Origin of the sequence: Paractinoplanes hotanensis (assembly GCF_023717965.1) — a bacterium.
In the GTDB taxonomy this organism is placed as follows: Bacteria; Actinomycetota; Actinomycetes; order Mycobacteriales; family Micromonosporaceae; genus Actinoplanes; species Actinoplanes polyasparticus.
Genome location: NZ_JAMQOL010000072.1, coordinates 43,506 through 64,453, shown reverse-complemented (window position 1 = coordinate 64,453; position 20,948 = coordinate 43,506). Strand labels below are relative to the sequence as shown.

The following is a 20,948-nucleotide window of genomic DNA, read 5'->3' as shown; positions in this document are numbered from 1 at the left end:
CCGCCTACCTTCGGTCGAAGCTGGCGATCCCTCGCGCCCCCGAAAACCGATCTTGGTGAGGCCTCCGTTGTCGGATCAGGACAAGCTCCTCGACTATCTCAAGCGGGTCACCGCGGATCTGCACCAGACCCGCGAGCGGCTCCGCCAGGCCGAGTCCGCGGATCGGGAGCCGATCGCGATCGTGGCGATGAGCTGCCGCTACCCGGGCGGCGTCCGCACCCCGGACGACCTGTGGCGGCTGGTCAACACCGGCGCTGACGCCATCGGCCGTCCGCCGTCCGACCGGGGGTGGGACCTCGACGACGCGTACGACGAGGACCCCGAGCACGGCGACGACTACGCGTCCGAGGGCGGCTTCCTACAGGGTGCGGGCGACTTCGACGCGGCGTTCTTCGACGTGAGCCCGCGCGAGGCGCTCTCGATGGATCCGCAGCAGCGCCAGGTGCTAGAGGCCTCGTGGGAGGTGCTCGAGCGGGCCGGCATCGATCCGGCCACCCTGCGGGGCAGCCGCACCGGCGTGTTCGTCGGGTCCAACACCCAGGATTACGTACGCCTGATCGGTGGCACCGTGCAGGCGGCCGAGGGTTTCCTCATCACCGGTACCACCGCGGCCGTCCTTTCCGGCCGCGTGTCGTACACCCTCGGCCTCGAAGGCCCGGCCATCACCATCGACACGGCCTGCTCGTCGTCGCTGGTCGCGATCCACCTGGCCGCGCAAGCCCTGCGCTCCGACGAGTGCACGATGGCCCTGGCCGGCGGCGTCACCGTGATGGCCACGCCGAGCGCGTTCACCGAGTTCTCCCGCCAGCGAGGCCTGGCCGCCGACGGCCGCTGCAAGGCGTTCTCGGCCGGCGCGGACGGCATCGGCCTCTCCGAGGGCGTCGGCCTCGTGCTGCTCGAACGGCTTTCCCGGGCCCAGCGCCTCGGCCATCCCATCGTGGGCGTCATCCGGGGCAGCGCGGTCAACCAGGACGGCGCCAGCAACGGCATCGCCGCCCCCAACGGCCCGTCCCAGCAGCGCGTCATCCGGCAGGCGCTGGCCGACGCCGGCCTCTCCGTCGACGACGTCGACCTCATCGAGGCCCACGGCACCGGCACCCGGCTCGGCGACCCCATCGAGGCGCAGGCCGTGCTGGCCACGTACGGCCAGGACCGCACCCCGGGCAAGCCCGCGCACCTCGGCTCCGTCAAGTCGAACATCGGGCACACCCAGGCCGCCGCCGGTGTCGCCGGTGTCATGAAGGCCGTCCTGGCGCTGCGGCACGAGACCATGCCCAAGTCGTTGCACCTCGACGAGCCCAGCCCGCACGTCGACTGGGCGGCCGGCGACGTCGAACTGCTCACCGAGGCGCGACCGTGGCCCCGCCGGGACACCCCGCGCCGGGCCGGCATCTCATCGTTCGGTGTGAGCGGCACCAACGTCCACCTGGTCCTCGAGGAACCGCCCGCGGAGGCCTTCCCGGAGCCCGCGGACGTGCCGTCGCCGGTTCCGGTGGTGCTCTCGGCCCGCGACGAGGACGCGTTGCGCGCGCAGGCCCAACAGCTCTACACGTACGTCGGTGACCGCCCCCAGCTGCGGGCGGGCGACCTGGGCTGGGCGTTGGCCACCGGTCGGGCCGCCCTGGAACATCGGGCCGTGGTGCTGGCTGACGACCGCGACGCCCTGCAGCGCGGTCTGGCCGCCCTCGCCGTCGGCGAGCCCGAGCCCGGGCTGATCACCGGCGCGCCGGCGACCGGCAAGCTCGCCTTCCTGTTCACCGGTCAGGGCGCCCAGCGACTGGCCATGGGCCAGCGGTTGGCTTCGCGGTTCCCGGTCTACGCGTCCGCCTTCGCCGAGGCCGCCGCGGCGGTTGACCGTCACCTCGGAGACCACACGCTGCGCGACGTGCTCGACTCCGACCTGGTGCACCGGACCGGTTTCGCCCAGCCCGCCCTGTTCGCCGTCGAGGTGGCGCTGCTGGCCACCGTCCGCTCGCTCGGCCTCGAACCCGAGATCGTGGCCGGCCATTCGATCGGTGAGGTCGCCGCCGCGTACACGGCCGGGGTCCTGACCCTCGACGACGCGGCCGCGCTGGTCGTGGCCCGGGGCCGCCTGATGCAGGCGTTGCCCGCCGGCGGCGCGATGGTCGCGGTGCAGGCGGCCGTGGCGGACGTTCGCGCCGCGTTCCCGGATGTCGACATCGCCGCGGTCAACGGCCCGGCGTCGGTGGTCGTCTCCGGACCCGTGGCGCAGATGGAAGAAGTCGAGCAGCGCGGCTGGAAGACAACCCGGCTGCGGACCAGCCACGCCTTCCACTCGCGGCTTATGGAGCCGATGCTCGCCGAGTTCGGCACGGTCGTCCGCGGGCTCACCTTCAGCGAACCCACTCTGGCCGCCGTCTCCAGCGTCACCGGCCGCCCGGTCGGCCGGCGCGAGTGGAGCGAACCGCAGTACTGGATCGACCAGGTGCGCCGGCCGGTGCTCTTCGCCGACGCCGTGCACTCCCTGGCCGAGCTGGGGGCGGGCCGCTATCTCGAACTCGGCCCCGACACCGTGCTCGCCGCCATGGCCGCGGACAACCTGCCGGACACCCCGGCCGCGTACGCCGTCATGCGCCGCGACCGTGACGAGGTCGCCACCTTCCTGGCCGCGCTGGCCCGCATCCACGTCGCCGGCGCCACCGTCCGCTGGCCGGCCCTGCTGCCCGAACGCCCGGCCGAGCGCCTCGACCTGCCCACCTACCCGTTCCGCCACCAGCTCTACTGGCCCTCGTCGGCCGACCTGGTCACCGTGGACGCAGCCGGGCTCGGCCTGGCCGCCACCGACCACCCGCTGCTGGGCGCCGTGCTGTCGCTGGCCGAGGGCGACGGCACCGTCTTCACCGGCCGCCTCGCCCTGCCGACCCACCCCTGGCTGGCCGACCACGCCATCCTCGGCTCGGCCGTGCTGCCCGGCACCGCGATGGTCGAACTCGCCCTGCGCGCCGGCGAGCAGACCGGCGCCCCGGTGCTCGAGGAGCTGACTGTCCAGGCCCCGCTGACCGTGCCCGCCTCGGGCGGCGTCGCGCTCCAGGTGGTCACCGGCGCGGCCGACCACAGTGGACGACGGCCGGTCACCGTGCACTCGCGGGCCGAAGACGCACTGCCCGACGACCCCTGGACCCTGCACGCCACCGGGCAGCTCATTCCTCAGGCGGCAGCGGCCGAGCCGGTCGACCTCAGCGTGTGGCCACCCACCGGCGCCGTCCGGCTGCCGATCGACGGCTTCTACGACCGCCTCGCGAGCGCCGGCTTCGGCTACGGCCCGTCCTTCCAGGGACTGAGCGCGGCCTGGCGGCTCGGCGACGACATCTACGCCGAGGTGGCGCTGCCCGAGCCCGATGCCGGCCACGCCGGTCGCTTCCAGCTGCACCCGGCCCTGCTCGACGCCGCGCTGCACGGGGTGGCGCTCGGCGCGGAGGCGGACGGCTCGGCCCGCATGGCGTTCGCGTTCACCGACGTCACTGTGCACGCCGTCGGCGCGACCACGTTGCGGGTGCGGCTCACTGCGAACGGCACCGACCGGGTCGCCCTCGCCGCGGCCGACGGCACGGGCGCGGGCGTCGTGACGATCGGCGCCCTGGTCATGCGACCGGTCAGCCCGGCGCAGGTGGAGGGCGGGTCCCGTACGGCAAGCCGGTCGCTGTTCGGCCTCGACTGGGTCGAACGCCCGGTCGAAACGGCCGCGACCCCGCAGGACTGGGCGGCCCTGGGCGACAGCCGCGACACCGGCCTGCCGCTCGGCGACCCGCCCACGCCCGCCGTGCTGCTGCTCGACTGCCCGCCCCAGCAGGTCGACCCCGCCGACGACCCGGTCGGCCTGGCCGCCCGCACCCACGCGGCCACCACCCGCGTGCTCGAAGCGCTGCACCAGTGGCTCGGCGACGACCGGTACGCCGCCACCACGCTCGTCGTCACCACCACCGGCGCGGTCGCCGGCGGCCCGGGCGAGGAGCCGACCGACCTGGCGCACGCCGCGGTGTGGGGCCTGATCCGCTCGGCCCAGTCCGAGTACCCGGCCCGCATCGTGCTGGCCGACGTCGACGGCAGCCCCGCCTCGTGGGCCGCGCTGCCCGCGCTGGTCGGCGCGGGCGACATCCCGCAGGCGATGGTCCGCGGCGGCGCCGTCGCCACCCCGCGCCTGGCCCGCATCGCCCCCGACCCCGGGATGACCCCGCCCGACGCGCCCGCCTGGCGCCTCGAGAGCACCGGCGGCGGCAGCCTCGACAACCTTAGCCTGGTCGCCACCCCCGCCGGCGGCCCGCTCGATCCGGGCATGGTCCGCGTCGCCGTCCGCGCGGCCGGCCTGAACTTCCGCGACGTGCTCATCGCGCTCGGCGTGTACCCGAGCGACAACCCGCTCGACATGGGCAGCGAGGGCTCCGGCGTCGTCCTCGAAGTCGGCACCGATGTCACCCACATTGCCCCGGGCGACCGGGTCATGGGTGCCTTCGCGGGTGGCTTCGGGCCGGTCGCGGTCACCGACGCTCGGCTGCTCGTCCCGGTGCCCTGCGACTGGACGTTCGCCGAGGCGGCCGCCGTGCCGATGGCGTTCCTCACCGCCTTCTACGCCCTGAACGACCTCGGCCGCGTCCGGCCGGGCGAGACCGTCCTCGTACACGCGGGGGCCGGCGGCGTCGGCACCGCCGCCATCCAGATCGCCCGGCATCTGGGCGCCCGCGTCCTGGCCACCGCGAGCCCCGCCAAGTGGGACGCCCTGCGCGCGCTCGGCCTCACCGACGACGAGATCGCCTCCTCCCGGGACACCGGCTTCGCCCGCAAGTTCGCCGGCCGCCGCGTCGACGTGGTGCTCAACTCGCTGGCCCACGAGCTCATCGACGCCTCGATCGAGCTGCTCGCGCCCGGCGGCCGGTTCCTCGAGATGGGCAAGACCGACCTGCGCGACCCGGCCGGGCTGCCCGGCCGCACGTACCGGCCGTTCGACCTGTTCGAAGCCGGGCCGGACCGGATCCGGGACATGCTCACCGAGATCCACGCGCTGTTCAACGCGGACGCGCTGCGGATGCCGCCCGTGCGCGCGTGGGACATCCGGCACGCCCGGGACGCGTTCCGTTTCGTCAGCCAGGGCAAGCACGTCGGCAAGAACGTGCTGATGATGCCGCGCCCGCCCCGCGAGAGTGGCACCACGGTCGTCACGGGCGCCACCGGCACGCTCGGCGGCCTCCTCGTCCGCCACCTCGTGCACTCGGGCGGCGTCCGCGACCTGCTGATGCTCAGCCGCACCGGCAGCGACGCCCCCGGCGCCGGCGAACTGTGGAGCGAACTCACCGAGGCCGGTGCTCGGGTCCGCCTCGTGCGCTGCGACGTAGCCGACCGCGAGGAGCTCGACCGGGTGCTCGACGGCGTCGACGTCCGCGCCGTCGTGCACGTGGCCGGTGTCCTCGACGACACCGTGCTCACCGGCCTGACCCCCGAACGTCTCGACACCGTGCTCCGGGCCAAGGTCGACGCGGTGGTCAACCTGCACGAGGCCACCGCTGGCGCCGACCTCGACGCGTTCGTGCTCTACTCGTCGGTCGCCGGCCTGCTCGGAACACCGGGACAGGGCAACTACGCGGCCGCCAACGCCTTCCTCGACGCCTTCGCGGCCCACCGCCGCCGCCGGGGCCTCCCGGGCGTCTCGCTCGTCTGGGGCGCCTGGGACACCACCGCCGGCATGGCCGGCAACCTGTCCGAGGTCGACCGCCGCCGGCTGACCCGGGGCGGCGTCGCGCCCCTCACCCTGCCCGAAGCCCTCGGCCACTTCGACGCCGCGCTCGAAGCCGACCGGCCCCTGCTCGTGCCGATCCGGATCGACCACGCCGTCCTGCGCGCCCGCCAGGGCGACGCCGGCCTCCCGCCGCTGCTGCGCGCCCTCGTCCGCGAGCCGGTCCGCCGCGCCGCCGCCGGGGCCACCGCGACCTCCCTGCTGCAGCGCCTGGCCGGGCTGGCCCCCTCCGACCAGGACCGGCTGCTGCTCGAGATGGTCCGTTCGCAGGTCGCCGGCGTGCTCGGCCATGCCTCGGGCGACGCCGTACCCGCCGCCCGCGCGTTCAGCGAGCTCGGCTTCGACTCGCTGACCGCCGTCGAGCTGCGCAACCGCCTCAGCACGGCCACCGAGCTGCGCCTGCCGGCCACGCTCACGTTCGACTACCCGACCCCGCAGGCGCTCGCTGTGTTCCTGCGCGGTGAGCTGATCGGCGCCCTGGCCGAACAAGCGGCCCCGCCCGCCTCGCAAGGGCCGGCTGCCGCCGACGTCGACGATCCGATCGTCATCGTCGGCCTCGGCCTACGGTTCCCCGGCGGCGTCAGCACTCCCGAGGACCTCTGGCGGCTGCTCAGCGACGGCCGGGACGCCGTCGGTGGCTTCCCCGACGACCGGGGCTGGGACCTTGACGCCCTCTATCACCCCGACCCCGACAACCCCGGCACGTCCTACGTGAACCAGGGGGGCTTTCTCGCCGGGGCGGGCGAGTTCGACGCCGGGTTCTTCGGGGTCAGCCCGCGCGAGGCCGTCACCATGGACCCGCAGCAGCGGCTGCTGCTCGAAACGTCGTGGGAGGCCCTGGAGCGGGCCGGCATCGACGCGGCCGGGCTGCGCGGCAGCCGCACCGGTGTCTTCGCGGGCGTGCTGTACGGCGACTACGCGAACCTCCTGCAGCCGGGCAGCACCAGCGCGGGCAGCCTGGTCTCCGGCCGGGTCTCGTACACCTTCGGCTTCGAGGGCCCGGCCATCACCGTCGACACGGCGTGCTCGTCGTCGCTGGTGGCCATCCACCTGGCGGCCCAGGCCCTGCGCGCCGGTGAATGCGACCTGGCTCTGGCCGGCGGTGTCACGGTCATGGCCACCGCAGGCGCGTTCGTCGAGTTCTCACGCCAGCGCGGTCTGGCCCGCGACGGCCGGTGCAAGGCGTTCTCGGACGACGGCGACGGCACCGGCTGGGGCGAGGGCGCCGGCGTCGTCCTGCTGGAACGACTCTCCGACGCGAGACGGGCCGGCCACCCCGTCCTGGCCGTCGTCCGTGGCAGCGCGGTCAACCAGGACGGCGCCAGCAACGGCATCACCGCTCCCAACGGCCCGTCCCAGCAACGCGTCATCCGGCAGGCGCTCACCACCGCGCGACTCGCGGCCACCGCCGTCGACGCGGTCGAGGCCCACGGCACCGGCACCTCGCTGGGCGACCCGATCGAGGCCCAGGCGCTGCTGGCCACGTACGGCCGGGACCGTACCGGAGCGCCGCTGTGGCTCGGCTCCATCAAGTCGAATCTCGGCCACACCCAGGCCGCCGCGGGCGTCGCCGGCGTCATGAAGATGGTCCTGGCCATGCGGTACGGCGTGCTGCCGCGCACCCTGCACGCCGACCGGCCGTCCACGCGCGTCGACTGGGACGCCGGCGCGGTGGAGCTGCTGACCGAGGCCCGTGCCTGGCCGCCGGCCGCCCACCCGCGCCGGGCCGGCGTCTCGTCGTTCGGCATCAGCGGCACCAACGCGCACATCATCCTCGAGGAGCCCCCGGCCGAGCCGGTCGCCGAGCCGGTCACGGCACCGCCGCCGGCCGTGGTGCCGCTCGTGCTGTCCGGTCACGACGCCGCCGGTCTGGCCGCTCAGGCCGGGCGGTTGTCCGACTTCCTCGACGTACGGCCGACCGCGCGCCCGCTCGACGTCGGCTGGTCCCTGGCCGGACGCGCCGCGCTGGCGCACCGGGCCGTGGTGCTCGCTCGCACGGCCGACCAGACCGTGATGGACCTGGTCGGCCTGGCCGAGGGGGTCACCACCGGGGGAGTGGCCACCGACGGCCGGCTCGCGTTCGTGTTCACCGGCCAGGGTTCGCAGCGGCTCGACATGGGCCGGCAGCTCTACGAGACGTTCCCGGCCTACGCGGCGGCCTACGACCAGGTTGTCGCGCTGCTCGGCCTCCCGGATCTGGGTGTGGACCAGACGGGATGGGCGCAGCCGGCGATCTTCGCGCTCGAGGTGGCGCTGCTTGCTCTCGTACGGTCGTGGGGCCTGGCGCCGGATGTCGTGGCGGGCCACTCGATCGGTGAGGTCACGGCGGCGTACGCGGCCGGGGTTCTGTCACTCGAGGACGCCGCGAGGCTGATCTCAGCTCGGGCGCGGCTGATGCAGGCGTTGCCCGCCGGCGGCGCGATGGTCGCCGTGCAAGCCTCCGAGGCTGCCGTGCGAGCGGCCTTCCCCGACCTCGACATCGCGGCGGTCAACGGTCCCGACGCTGTCGTTGTCGCCGGTCTGTCGGCCGAGCTGGTCGCCGTGGAGGAGAGCGATTGGAAGACGACGCGGCTGCGGACGAGCCACGCATTCCATTCGCGGCTGATGGAACCGATGCTCGACGACTTCCGGGCCGTGGTGGAGACGCTCACGTTCGCGGAACCGCGTATCCCGGTCGAGGCAGACTGGACCGACCCGTCCTACTGGGTGGAGCACGTCCGGGCGACGGTCCGGTGGGCCGACGTCGAGCTCGACGCCGACCGGGTGCTGGAGCTCGGTCCCGACACCGTGCTGGCCACACTCATCCCCGATGCGGTGGCCGCGCTGCGCCGCGAGCGCGACGAGGTGGAAACGTTGCTCAGCGCGGTCGCCGCGCTGTGGGTACGCGGTCAGGACGTCGACTGGCGGGCCGTGCTCGGCGCCGGCGTCCGGCTCGACCTGCCGACGTACGCGTTCCAGCACGCCACCTATTGGCCGCGCCCGCGCCCCGCACGCACCGCGACCGACCCAGCCGGCCTCGGCCTGGTCGGCACCGGCCACGCCCTGCTCGGCGCCGCGGTCGAACTGCCCGGTTCCGACTCCACCGTTCTCACCGGACGGCTCTCCGTCGCCACCCACTCGTGGCTGGCCGACCATGTCGTGCTCGACCGGATCGTCGTGCCCGGCACCGCGATGGTCGAGATGGCCGCCGCGGCGGCCGAACGCACCGGCACGCCCGCCATCGAGGAACTGCTGTTGCAAACCCCGCTGACGCTGCCCGCCGACGGCGGCGCCGAAGTGCGGGTCACTGTTGCGGGTAGCGCGGTCACCGTGCACGCCCGCACCGACGCGTCGGAGCCCTGGACTGCCCACGCCACCGGCACGCTCGCCGCCGCCCTCCCGCCCGGAGGCGGCCTGGTCGACTGGCCGCCGGCCGGGGCGACGCCGGTGCCGTTCGAAGACTTCTACGGCAACCTGGCGGCCACCGGCATGGCCTACGGCCCCGCGTTCCGGGCCCTGCGCCACGTGTGGCGCCGCGGCGACGAGGTGTTCGCCGAGGTCGCCTTCGACGAACCCGTCCAGGGGTACGCGTTGCACCCCGCCCTGTTCGACGCCGCACTGCACGCCGTAGGGGCGGGCGGGCTGCTGCCTTCGGTGGGCGTGCGGCTGCCGTTCGCGTTCGCCGGCGTGCGGTTGGCGGGCGAGGCCGGCACTGCGGTGCGGGCCCGGCTGACCGCGGGAGACGCCGCCGACAGCGTACGGGTGGAACTCGCCGACGCCTCCGGCCTGCCGATCGCCGAGGTGGACCAGCTGACGTTGCGCCCGGTCTCGGGGGCACAACTGTCGTCCGCCGGCCGCCTGCTCTACGACATCGAGTGGGTACCGCAGGAGGCTTCCGGGTTTGCTCCCGGCGCGGTGATCGCCCTGGGCGATCCGGCTCCCGCCACCGGCACCGTGCTGGTCGACGCGAGCGCGGCTGGTTCGGCGTTCGACCGGTGCGCCGCTTTGCTCGCCCTGCTGCAGAATTTCGAGGGCGATCGTCTGGTGGTGCGGGCGCCGCTCGGCGATCCGGATGGTGCGTCTTTGTGGGGGTTGGTCCGGTCGGCGCAGTCCGAACAGCCCGGTAGGTACTTTCTGCTCGACGATTCCGATTCTGGTCTTTCGCCTGGGCGGGCGGGGAGTGGGTGGCCGACCCCGGAAGATCCACGCGTTTACGAGTTGCCGCAGGTCAAGATCCGTGACGGCAGAGTGCTGGTCCCGCGCCTGACCCGGGTGCAGTCGACCGGCACCCCCGATTTCGGTGACGGCACGGTGGTGGTCACCGGGGCAACCGGCACGCTGGGCGGTCTGATCGCCCGCCACCTGGTCGAGGCGCACGGCGTACGCAAGCTGCTGTTGCTTTCTCGCTCGGGCGGCACGCTCGACCTTGAGGGCGCGACCGCTGTGGCGTGCGATCTGTCCGACCCGAACGCCGTCAAAGATGCGCTCGCCGGCCAGGAGATCACCGCCGTCGTTCACGCCGCTGGTGTCCTTAACGACGGCCTGATCCAAGATCTGACCCCTGAGCGGCTGCAAACCGTCTTCCGGGCCAAGGTCGACGCCGCCCGCAACCTCGCCGCCGCGACGCGCGACCACCGGCTGAGCGCGTTCGTGCTGTTCTCCTCGGCGGCCGGCATCTTCGGCAACGCCGGTCAGGCCAACTACGCCGCCGCCAACGCCTTCCTCGACGCGTACGCGCTGGACCTGAGAAGCGAGGGCATCCCGGCCACGTCGCTCGCCTGGGGTCTGTGGGAAGCGGGCATGGGCGGCACCCTCGGCGAGGCGGAACGGGCCCGCGCCCGCCAGGGCGGCATCCTGCCGCTGACGGCCGAGCAGGGCCTGGCCGCCTTCGATCTCGCGCTCGGCTCCGGCCGCGCCACCGTCGCTCCGCTGGCCCTCGACCTCAACGCGCTGCGCAACCGCGGCGGCGTGCCCCCGCTCCTCGAGGGTCTCGTGCCCACGGCCGGACGGCGTGGGGCCGGGGGCGACGGGGCCTTCGCTGCCCGCGTGGCCGAACTTGCCGCGTCCGACCGCGAGCGCATCGTGCTCGATCTTGTCCGCACCCACGTCGCCGCCGTCCTCGGGCACGCCGACGGCAGCGCGGTCCCGCCCGCCCTGGCTTTCCGGGAACTGGGTTTCGACTCGCTCACCGCGGTCGAGCTGCGCAACCGCCTGGCCACGGTGACCGGCCTGAAGCTGCCCTCCACAGTGGTCTTCGACTATCCGAACGTCGCCGCCCTGGCCGCGTTCGTGGCCGGCGAACTCTCCGGGGCCGCCGGTGACGTGCCGGTGGTCACCGCGGCGGTCGCCTCGGACGAACCGATCGCCATCGTCGGCATGGCCTGCCGTTACCCGGGCGGTGTCACGACCCCCGGCGAGCTGTGGGACCTGGTCGCGAACGGCCGCGACGGCGTGGGCCTGTTCCCGGATGACCGTGGCTGGGACGTCGAGAACCTCTACCACCCCGACCCCGACCACCCGGGCACGTCGTACACGCGTGAGGGCGGCTTCCTTTACGACGCCGGTGACTTCGACCCGGGGGTGTTCGGCATCTCCCCGCGCGAGGCCCTGGCCATGGACCCGCAGCACCGGCTGCTGCTCGAAACGTCCTGGGAGGCCTTCGAACGGGCCGGTGTCGACCCGCTCGGGCAGCGCGGGTCGCGTACGGGCGTGTTCGTCGGTGTCATGTACAACGACTACTCGATGGTGCTGGGCGCGTCGGACGACAGCGCCGAGGGTTTCATGGGCACCGGCGGCAGCATCGCCTCGGGTCGCGTCTCCTACACGTACGGCTTGGAAGGCCCGGCCGTCACGGTCGACACGGCGTGTTCGTCGTCGCTCGTCGCGCTGCACCTGGCTGTGCAGGCGCTGCGCAGTGGCGAGTGTGACGCCGCCCTGGCCGGTGGGGTCACCGTGATGGGTACGCCGAACACGTTCATCGGCTTCTCCCGCCAGCGCGGGCTGGCCGCCGACGGCCGGTGCAAGTCGTTCGCGGATGGCGCCGACGGCACCGGTTGGGCCGAGGGTGCGGGCATGCTGCTCGTCGAGCGGCTCGCGGACGCGGAACGGCTCGGCCACCCGATCCTCGCCGTGGTGCGGGGGAGCGCGGTCAACCAGGACGGCGCCTCGAACGGGCTGACCGCTCCGAACGGCCCGTCCCAGCAACGCGTCATCCGGCAGGCTCTGGCCAACGCCCGGCTCACCCCGGCCGCCGTGGACGTGGTCGAGGCGCACGGCACCGGGACCCCGCTGGGCGACCCGATCGAAGCCCAGGCACTGCTCGCCACGTACGGGCAGGACCGGGAAACGCCGCTCCGGCTGGGTTCCGTCAAATCGAACCTGGGCCACACGCAGGCTGCCGCCGGTGTCGCGGGCATCATCAAGATGGTCGAGGCGATGCGGCACGGCGTGATGCCGCCGACCTTGCACGCGGACACCCCGTCGGCCCAGGTCGACTGGTCGGCGGGCGCGGTCGAACTGCTCACCGAGGCCCGGGACTGGCCGACCTCGGGCCGGCGGCGCGCTGCCGTGTCGTCGTTCGGCATCAGCGGCACCAACGCCCACGTCATCCTCGAAGCGGCCCCGCCCACCGAGATTCCCGCCCGTGCCGAGACCACCGGGCCGGTGCCCGTGGTGCTCACCGCCGCCGACGAGGACGCGCTGGCCGACCGGATCGCCCAGTTGCGCGGCCTCGAAGTGCCGACGACCGACCTGGCGCGCTCGCTGGCCCGCCGCCCGGCACTGCGGCACCGCGCGGTCGCCGTCACCGCCGATCACACCGGCGAGACGGCGTTCGACCGCGGCGTGGCGACCGACGGCCGCTTGGCCATCGTGTTCACTGGTCAAGGCTCGCAGCGGGCGGACATGGGCCGCGGCCTGTACGAGCGGTTCCCGGCCTACGCCACCGCCTACGATTCCGCTCGCACGTTGCTGGACATCCCCGACCTGGACATCGATCAGACCGGGTGGGCGCAGCCGTCCATCTTCGCGGTCGAGGTGGCGCTGCTCGCTCTCGTACGGTCGTGGGGCCTGGTGCCGGATGTGGTGGCGGGCCATTCGATCGGTGAGGTCACTGCGGCGTACGCGGCTGGGGTCTTGTCTTTGGAAGACGCCGCGAAGCTGATCTCGGCGCGCGGCCGGTTGATGCAAGCGCTACCGCCCGGTGGGGCGATGGTCGCCGTGCAAGCGTCCGAGGCGGCTGTACGAGCGGCGTTCCCCGACCTCGACGTCGCGGCGGTCAACGGCCCGAACGCGGTTGTCGTCGCGGGTTTGTCGGCCGATCTGGTTGCGGTCGAGGCGAGTGACTGGAAGACGACGCGGCTGCGGACGAGTCACGCGTTCCACTCGCGGTTGATGGAGCCGATGCTGCCTTCCTTCCGTTCGGTGGTGGACACTCTGACGTTCCGCGAACCCACGATGCCGATCCAAGCCGACTGGAGCAACCCGTCGTACTGGGTGGAACATGTGCGGGCGACGGTCCGGTGGGCCGACGTCGAGCTCGACGCCGACCGGGTGCTGGAGCTCGGTCCCGACACGGTGCTGGCCACGCTGATTCCCGATGCGGTGGCGGCGATGCGCCGCGAGCGCGATGAGGTGGAGACGCTGCTCGGCGCGGTCGCCGCTTTGTGGGTACGCGGTCAGGACGTCGACTGGCGGGCCGTGCTCGGCGACGGCCCCGTCGTCGAGTTGCCCACGTATCCGTTCCAGCACAAGCGTTTCTGGCCGCGACCCCGCACCGGCGGCTCCCGCGATGCCCTCGGCCTGGGCCTCGCAGAGACGGGCCACCCGCTGCTGGGCGCGGCCGTCGAGGCCCCCGACGCCGAGAGCGTGCTGCTCACCGGCCTGGTGTCGCTGCGCACCCACCCGTGGCTGGCCGACCATGTCGTGCTCGGCCGACCCATCCTCCCCGGCACTGCGTTCGCCGAGATGGCCCGCGCGGCCGGCGAGCGGGCCGGCCTGCCCGTGGTCGAGGAACTGCTGCTGCAAGCCCCGCTACCAGTGCCTGACCGCGGCGGCGTCCAGCTTCGGGTGTCGGTCTCCGGCAACGCGGTGACGATCCACGCCCGCACCGACGACGCCGATCCGTGGACCGCCCACGCCACCGGCACGCTCGCCGCCGAGACCCCCGCCCCGGCCGCCCCCGACCTCGTAACCTGGCCCCCGGCCGGAGCCGAACTCGTCGACCTGACCGGCTTCTACGAGCAGACCGCCACGAGCGGCCTGACCTACGGCCCCGCCTTCCGGGGTCTGCGCGCCGTCCACAAGGCCGGCGACGACGTGTACGCCGAGGTCGAGCTCGACCACCCGGCGGCCGGTTACGGTCTGCACCCGGCGCTGTTCGACTCGGTGCTGCACGCGATCGCCGCCGGCGGTCTGTTCGGCCCGGACGAGACCCGCCTGCCGTTCGCCCTCGCCGGACTGCGCGTCCTCGCCCCCGCCGGCTTCCGCCTGCGTGCCCACCTCTCTCGAGTCGGTTCCGGCGATTCCGTACGGCTGTCCTTGGCCGACGAGGCCGGCACCCCCGTTGCCGAGGTGGACGCCCTGACCTTGCGCCCGGTGTCCGCGACGCCGCAAGCCTCGGCCGACCGTCTCCTCTACGGTGTGGAGTGGATCCCGCAGGAAGCTTCCGGCTTTGCTCCCGACGCGGTGCTCGCCCTGGGCGACGAACCTCCGACCAGCGGCACGGTATTGGTTGACGCCGGCGCGCCTGGTACGGCGTTCGACCGTTCGGTCGCTCTGCTCGCTCTGCTGCAGAAATTCGACGGCGACCGTCTGGTCGTGCGAGCCCCGCTCGACGACCCGGATGGTGCTGCTCTTTGGGGTTTGGTCCGCTCAGCTCAGTCCGAACAGCCCGGTAAGTACTTTCTGCTCGACGATTTCGAAAGCGCTCCTGTCTTTCCCCCTGGGCGGTCGGGGGGTGGGCGGCCGACCCCGGAAGATCAGCACGTTTACGATCTGCCGCAGGTCAAGATCCGTGGCGGGAAGGTGCTGGTCCCGCGCCTGACCCGCGTCCAGCCGCCAGCAACGCCGGACGGCCACGCGGCCAACCGGCCCGACTTTGGTGACGGCACAGTGGTCGTCACCGGTGCGACGGGCACGTTGGGCGGCCTGATCGCCCGCCACCTGGTCGAGGCTCACGGCGTGCGCAAGCTGTTGTTGCTCTCACGCTCCGGCGGCACGCTCGACATCGAGGGCGCCACTGCCGTCGCGTGCGATTTGTCCGATCCGGAAGCGGTCAACGAGGCGCTCGCCGGCCGAGAGATCACCGCGGTCATCCATGCCGCGGGTGTGCTCGACGACGGCCTGATCAACGACCTGACACCGGAGCGGCTGGAAACGGTGTTCCGGGCGAAGGTCGACGCCGCCCGGAATCTGGCCGCCGCCGTCGACGGCCAGCCCCTCAGAGCTTTCGTCCTGTTCTCCTCGGCGGCCGGAATTCTCGGGAACGCCGGGCAGGGCAACTACGCCGCCGCGAACGCCTTCCTCGACGCGTACGCCAGCGGGTTGAGAAGCCAGGACATCCCGGCCACCTCGCTGGCCTGGGGGCTATGGGACGCGGGCATGGGCGGCGCGCTGAGCGACGCCGAGCGCGCCCGGGCCCGCCAGGGCGGCATCGTGCCGCTCACCGAAGAGCAAGGCCTGGCCGCGTTCGACGCCGCGCTCGCCACCGGCCGGGCCGCCGTCGCCCCGCTAGCCCTCGACTTCGCCCCGATGCGCGAGGCCGCGGCGGCCGGCCTGCTCCCGCCGCTGCTGGCGAGCCTGGTCCGTGTCTCGCAACGTAAGCAGTCGGCCGACACCGGTTTGGCCCGCCGTCTGGCCGCTCTGCCCGCCGCGCAGCGCGAGAAAGCCGTACTGGATCTGGTTCGCACCCATGTGGCCGCCGTGCTCGGCTACGAGGGCCCGGCAGCCGTCGAGGTCGAGCGGGCCTTCCGGGAGCTCGGCTTCGACTCGCTCACCGCGGTCGACCTGCGCAACCGCCTGGCCACGGTGACCGGTCTGACTCTTCCGTCCACCCTGGTCTTCGACTACCCGAACACGCTCGCCCTGGCCGCCCACCTGGCCGGCGAACTGGTTGGTGCGGCCCCCGCTGAGAAGGCCGGCCCGAACCGGGCCCGAACGGACGAGCCCATCGCCATCGTCGGCATGGCGTGCCGATACCCCGGCGGCGTCCGGAACCCCGACGAGCTCTGGGATCTGGTCGTCCACGGTCGCGAGGGCATCGTCGGCTTCCCCACCGACCGCGGTTGGGACGTCGAGAACCTGTACCACCCCGACCCCGACCACCCCGGCACGTCGTATGCCCGGGAGGGCGGCTTCCTGCTCGACGCGGCCGACTTCGACCCCGAGCTGTTCGGCATCTCGCCGCGCGAGGCCCTGGCCATGGACCCGCAGCACCGGCTGCTCCTCGAAACGAGCTGGGAGGCCTTCGAAAGCGCCGGCATCAACCCGCAGAGCAGGCGGGGCTCCCGCACCGGCGTGTTCGTCGGCGTCATGTACGACGACTACTCGATGGTGCTGGGCGCCTCGGACGAGCAGACGGAAGGCTTCGTCGGGACTGGCGGCAGCATCGCGTCCGGCCGCATCTCCTACACCTACGGCTTGGAAGGCCCCGCCGTCACCGTCGACACCGCGTGCTCCTCATCGCTCGTAGCGCTGCACCTGGCCGCGCAGGCGCTGCGCAACGGCGAGTGCGATTCCGCCCTGGCCGGCGGCGTCACCGTAATGGCCACCCCGAACACGTTCATCGGCTTCTCCCGCCAGCGCGGCCTCGCAGCGGACGGCCGTTGCAAGTCGTTCGGCGACGGCGCCGACGGCACCGGCTGGGGCGAGGGTGTCGGCATGCTGCTCGTCGAGCGGTTGTCCGACGCGGAACGACTCGGCCACAAGGTTCTCGCCGTGGTGCGGGGGAGCGCCATCAACCAGGACGGCGCCTCGAACGGCCTCACCGCCCCGAACGGCCCGTCGCAGCAGCGGGTGATCCGGGCCGCTCTGGACGCCGCCGGCCTCGGAACCGCCGACATCGACGTGGTCGAGGCACACGGCACCGGCACCGCCCTGGGCGACCCGATCGAGGCCCAAGCGCTCCTGGCGACCTACGGCCAGGACCGGGAAACGCCGCTCTGGCTCGGTTCCATCAAGTCGAACGTCGGGCACACCCAGGCCGCCGCCGGTGTCGCGGGCATCATCAAGATGGTTCAGGCCATGCGTCACGGCGTCCTGCCCGCAACGCTGCACGCCGACACCCCGTCCACGCAGGTCGACTGGTCGGCCGGCGCGGTCGAGCTGCTCACGGCGGCCCGGGAGTGGCCGGCTTCGGCCAAGCGCCGTGCCGCCGTGTCGTCCTTCGGCATCAGCGGCACCAACGCCCACGTCATCCTCGAAGCTCCGGCGCCGATGCCGGCCCCCGCGCCTCGCCGGCCTCTGCCGGTGACCCCGATCGTGATCAGCGCGGCCGACCCGGAGTCGCTCGAGGCACAGATCGGCCGCCTGCGCCCGGTCGCCACGCTCGAAGGGGCGAGCCGGACCCTGGCCACCCGGGCCACGTTGCGGCACCGTGCGGTGTTCCTCCCTTCCGCCGGTACGACTTTCGACCCGGCCGACGGCCGTCGCGGTGAGGCCCAGCAGGCGCCGCTGGCGTTCGTGTTCACCGGCCAGGGCTCGCAACGGCTCGACATGGGATGCCAGTTGTACGACGCTTACCCGGCCTACGCCGCAGCCTACGACGAAGTTGTCGGACTGCTGGACATTCCGGATCTGGACGTCGATCAGACCGGATGGGCCCAGCCGGCCATCTTCGCCGTCGAAGTAGCGCTGCTCGCCCTCATACGGTCGTGGGGCATGACACCCGATGTCGTGGCAGGCCATTCGATCGGTGAGATCACGGCGGCGTACGCGGCCGGAGTTCTGTCTCTGGCCGACGCCGCCAAGCTGATCTCGGCCCGGGGCCGGCTCATGCAGGCGCTGCCCCCCGGTGGCTCGATGCTTGCGGTACGCGCTTCCGAAACGGATATCCACACCGCCTTCCCCGAGCTGGACATCGCAGCGGTCAACGGCCCGGAAGCGGTGGTTGTGGCCGGACCGGCACCCGACGTGGATCGGGTCGCCGAACACGGCTGGAAGACGACCCGGCTGCGGACGAGCCACGCGTTCCACTCCCGGCTGATGGACCCGATGCTCGACGACTTCCGCGCAGTCGTTGAGACGCTGACGTTCACCGATCCGCTCATCCCGATCCACGATGCCTGGACCGACCCGTCCTACTGGGTGGAACACGTCCGGCGAACGGTCCGGTTCGTCGACGTCGCCGCCGCAATGGACGGCCACCACGTCATCGAGCTCGGTCCCGACACCGTCCTGGCCACGATGATCCCCGGCGCGGTGGCGGCGATGCGCCGGGACCGCGACGAGGTCGAAACGGTGCTCGCCGCGGTCGCCGAGCTTCACGTGCGCGGCCAGAACGTCGACTGGACGGCGGTGCTCGGCGACGGCCCGCGCCCCGGCCTGCCCACGTACGCGTTCCGCCACCGCCGCTTCTGGCCGCGCCACCGCACCGGCCCCGCGGGCGACGCCGCCGGCCTGGGCCTGGCCGGCACCGGCCACCCGCTGGTCGGCGCGGCCGTCGAGCTACCGGGTGGCGACAGCATCCTGACCGGCAGGCTCGCCCTGCGCACCCACCCGTGGCTGCGCGACCACGCGGTCGCCGGACGCATCGTGGTCCCCGGCACCGCCCTGGTCGAGATGGCCTTGGCCGCCGGCCGTCGAACCGCCCACCCGGTGCTCGACGAGCTGCTGCTCCAAGCCCCGCTGACCCTCGGCGACCGCGGCGAGGCCCAGGTGCGGGTGACCGTGGCCGCGACCGACGGCAACCGGGCCGCGTTGACCCTGCACTCCCGCCCCGACGACGACGAGCCCTGGACGCTCAACGCCTCCGGACTGCTCACCGTGGACACCGAGCCGCTGCCCGCCGTCCCCGTCGTGTGGCCGCCCGCCGACGCCGAGGAGGTCGACGTCGACGGCTTCTATCCGATGGCGGCCGCCCGAGGGCTCGACTACGGCCCCGCCTTCCAGGGCCTCCGCCGGGTGTGGCGGCACGACGGCACGGTGTATGCCGAGGTGGAGACCGACGAGCCGGCTACGGGCCATGCCGTGCACCCGGCGCTGTTCGATGCGGCGTTGCACGCGATCGGCGCGGGCGGTGCGCTTTCCGCCGAGGGTGGCGTTCGGCTGCCGTTCGGCTTCACCGGCGTGCGCGTGGCCGGCTCCGCCGGCAACCGCCTGCGGGTCGAGATCACCCCGGCCGCGGGCGCCGACACCGTGCGACTCGCGCTCAGCACCCCCGACGGTGTTCCGGTCGCCGCCGTGGAGAGTCTCAGCCTGCGCCCGTTCGCCCCGGCCCAGTTCGGCGGCGTAGCCGACCGGTTGCTGTTCGGCCTCGACTGGGTGCCGCAGGAGGCCGCGGGCGTCGCCCCGGATGCGGTGATCACCCTGGGCGAAGAAGCTCCGACCTCCGGCACCGTGCTGGTCGACGCGAGCGAGCCTGGTACGGCGTTCGACCGTTGCGCCGCTTTGCTCGCCCTGCTGCAGAAATTCGAGGGCGATCGTCTGGTCGTGCGGGCGCCGCTGGACGATCCGGATGGTGCTGCTCTGTGGGGGTTGGTCCGGTCGGCGCAATCCGAACAGCCCGGTAGGTTCTTTCTGCTCGACGATTTCGATTCCGATACTGTCTTTCCCCCTGGGCGGGCGGGGGGTGGGTGGCCGACCCCGGAAGATCCACTGATCTACGAGCTGCCGCAGGTCAAGATTCGTGGCGGGAAAGGGCTGGTCCCACGCCTGACCCGCGTCCAGCCCGGGGCCACGTCGGACGACGGTTCGGGCCGGACGGAAACCCCGGACGGCGGTTCGGGCCAGTCGGGCACGCCGGACTTCGGCGACGGCACGGTCGTCGTCACCGGCGCGACCGGCACCCTCGGCGGACTGATCGCACGCCACCTTGCGGAGACTCACGGCGTACGCAAACTGCTGTTGCTTTCACGCTCGGGCGGCACACTCGACATCGAAGGAGCGACCGCTGTGGCGTGCGACTTGTCCGACCCGGCGGCGGTCCACGCGGCGTTCGCCGGCGAAGAGGTCACCGCGGTCATTCACGCCGCGGGCGTGCTCGACGACGGCCTCATCAACGACCTGACCCCGGCCCGGCTCGAGACCGTCTTCCGGGCCAAGGTCGACGCTGCCCGCAACCTGGCCGCCGCCACCCGCGACCACCAGCTGAGCGCCTTCGTCCTGTTCTCCTCGGCGGCGGGCCTGTTCGGGAACGCTGGGCAGGCCAACTACGCGGCCGCCAACGCCTTCCTCGACGCGTACGCCGCCGAACTGCGCCGCGAAAAGGTCCCGGCGACGAGCATTGCCTGGGGACTGTGGGACGCGGGTATGGGCAGCACGCTCACCGAGCCGGAACGCCGACGTCTGAAGCTGGGCGGCATCATCCCCCTGACCGCCAACCAGGGCCTGGCCGCCTTCGACGCCGCCATCGCCGGCGGGCAGCCCCTGGTCGCCCCGCTCGCCCTCGACCCGGCCGCACTCGGTCAGGCCGCCGCCGCCGGCCTGCTCCCACCGATGCTTGCCGGTCTGGCCCGTGCACCCCGCGGCCCCCAGGCCATCCTGACCGGTCCGGCCCTCGATCAGCGGCTGGCCGGATTGTCGGAAGAGGACCAGAACCGGATCGTGCTCGAGACGGTTCAGGCCCAGGTGGCCGCCGTGCTGGGCCACGAGTCCGAGGCCGACGTGCCGGCCGGCCGGGCGTTCAGCGAGCTCGGCTTCGACTCGCTCACCGCAGTCGACCTGCGCAACCGCCTGATGGCCGTCACCGGCCGCAAGCTGCCGTCCACGCTGGTCTTCGACTATCCGAATGCCGGTGCCCTGGCCGCCCACCTGGCCGACGAGATGAGACCCGCCGTGGTCTCACCCGTGGTCGCCCTGCTGGCCGAACTCGACCAGATCGAGCAGGGCCTGCGGACCGCGGGGACGGCGGACGACGACGAGCGCAAGCGGGTGACCGCCCGGCTCACCGGCCTGCTCGCCGCCTGGCAGGGCGACACCGCCGCCATATCACTGGCCGACGAGCTGGAGGCGGCCACCGACGACGAGGTATTCGACCTGCTCGACAAGGAATTCGGCATCTCCTGAC

General features: G+C 73.1%; 1 protein-coding gene. It reads left to right on the top strand.

Annotated features, from left to right (window positions below; all coding sequences use genetic code 11):
- The first annotated feature begins 67 nt into the window (after nucleotides 1–67).
- Nucleotides 68–20,947: a type I polyketide synthase gene (locus LXN57_RS42260; protein ID WP_251803933.1), complete on the top strand. Its 20,880-nt coding sequence runs from the start codon at nucleotides 68–70 to the stop codon at nucleotides 20,945–20,947.
- The last annotated feature ends 1 nt before the right edge of the window (nucleotide 20,948 follow it).